The following is a 1,810-nucleotide window of genomic DNA, read 5'->3' as shown; positions in this document are numbered from 1 at the left end:
TCCGCATTACTTTTGCTGGTGCTGTGCGCGTGCCTTGATAAAGGTGTTTCCCACGCGCTTGACGATGTGGGAGATTATCTAAAAGAGGGGTTTGGCTTCAGCATAAAAATCTTTGCCCCGGTCATTGTCATTGGCGGCTTCTTTTTCTTAGGCGGAGAAGGCGGCAGTCAGGCGGTGTTTGGCAGTCAGATGACAGGAATTTTAAGCGACATTGGCAGATATATTGCAGAAAATGTTCCTGTAAATCGTTTTTCCGCAATTGTCACGCAAGCTGCGGTGGCGGTTATTACAGGATTGGATGGGTCCGGCTTTTCAGGGCTGCCCATTGTAGGCGCAACTGCCAAAACCTTTGCAGATGCCTTGCCGCTGAATAAAGAAGTGCTGGCGTCCATGGGACAGATTATCACCATTTGGGTTGGCGGCGGAACCCTGATCCCATGGGCGGTTGTTCCGGTTGCGGCAATTTGTGATGTGAGTCCGGCGGAGCTGGTGCGTAAAAACTTTGTTCCGGTGATGTGCGGATTAGTGTCCGTTGCGATTGCAACGTTTTTCTTGTTGTAACTCTGCCAAATGCAAAAGCTGACGGACCCATAAAAAAATTTTTCCTGCAAGCTCAATCTTAGGGCATCAGCGCACAAAAAAGACGAACCTCGGGAAGCGTTTTCCCGAGGTTCGTCGGCTGTTACAAGAGCCTGTATGGATTTGAGAACTCTCAAATTGCACCTTATAAAAATGTGCGGGATGCATATCCGGTGTGATGGTGTGGCGGAGGCGAGATGCGATTACGTCTCCGAGGGAGCGGCAGCGCCCCGCGGCTCCGGTGCTTTCTTCGCGTCTCTGGCGGCAAACATATTGGCCACAATGGGCCCCACCACCTGATGAATCACGGTGGCAAGCACACAGGGAAGGATCGCCATGGTTCCGGGGAAGGAGGAGTTTGCCAGCGTGCAGGCAAGGCCGCTGTTTTGCAGACCCACCTCCAGAGAAAGCGCGCGAACCTTGGCCTCATTGAAGTGGAAGACCTTTGCAATGCCATAGCCTGCGAGCAGTCCGAGAACGTGGTGAAGCAGCACGGCTACGACGCTCACGCCCACCACTGCCAGGCCGTTCTGGGTGAAGCTGCTTTGGTTCGGGCCGACGCACATGCCGATCACCAGCAGAATGCAGACGGTGGAAACCAGCACCAGCAGCTTCTTCATCTGTTCCACCAGCTTACCGATGGCGGCGTGTACAGCCAGCCCCAGAAAGATGGGCAAAAGGACGATTACAACAATGGAGAAAAACATGCTCCAGAAATTGACCTCGACCCACTGTCCGGCCAGAGCCAGCGTCAGCGCGGGCGTCAGCGCGGGAGCTAGCAGGGTGGTGCACATGGTAATGGTGATGGACAGGGGCACGTCGCCCCGGGCCAGGAAGGTCATGACGTTGGAAGCGGTTCCGCCCGGCACACAGCCCAGCAGCACCAGACCAACCGCCAATTGGGCACAGACCTCCGGTCCGCCCACGCCGGTCAAAGTCAGCAGCTTCGCCACCAGCCAGCCGAAACCCGCCATGCACACATACTGGCTGCAAATTCCAATCAGCACGTCCCGGGGACGGCGCAGAATCAGAGCGAAATCCTCTGCACGCAGGGTCATTCCCATGCCAAACATGATGACGCCCAGCAGCAGATTCACAAGACTGAGCTTTGGAAAGTAAGTGCCCATAAACGGCACCCACGCCAGATTAACGCTGACGCTGCCCGCCAGCTTCACCCACACGGAGGGGACGACCAGCGCAAACGCCGCCACGGCGACGGCCAGCAGCGCCA

The 1,810-nt window shown here is 56.1% G+C and carries 1 protein-coding gene and 1 pseudogene; one reads left to right on the top strand and one right to left on the bottom strand.

Translation table 11 applies throughout. The features are described from left to right. A pseudogene (locus B2W96_RS08895) lies at positions 1–561 on the top strand (hypothetical protein); the annotation flags it as partial. A gap of 221 nt (positions 562–782) precedes the next feature. On the opposite strand, the gene B2W96_RS08890 reads toward B2W96_RS08895, so the two are convergent. Continuing rightward, positions 783–1,810, bottom strand: a 1,028-nt coding sequence (locus B2W96_RS08890) for a bile acid:sodium symporter family protein (protein ID WP_293009936.1), incomplete at its 5' end; no start/stop codon positions are given.

This window comes from Oscillibacter sp. UBA6647, from assembly GCA_002455655.1.
Classification (GTDB): Bacteria; Bacillota; Clostridia; order Oscillospirales; family Oscillospiraceae; genus Oscillibacter.
The sequence above is the reverse complement of the archived record's forward strand: the minus strand, read 5'-3'. Positions and strand labels throughout refer to the sequence as shown.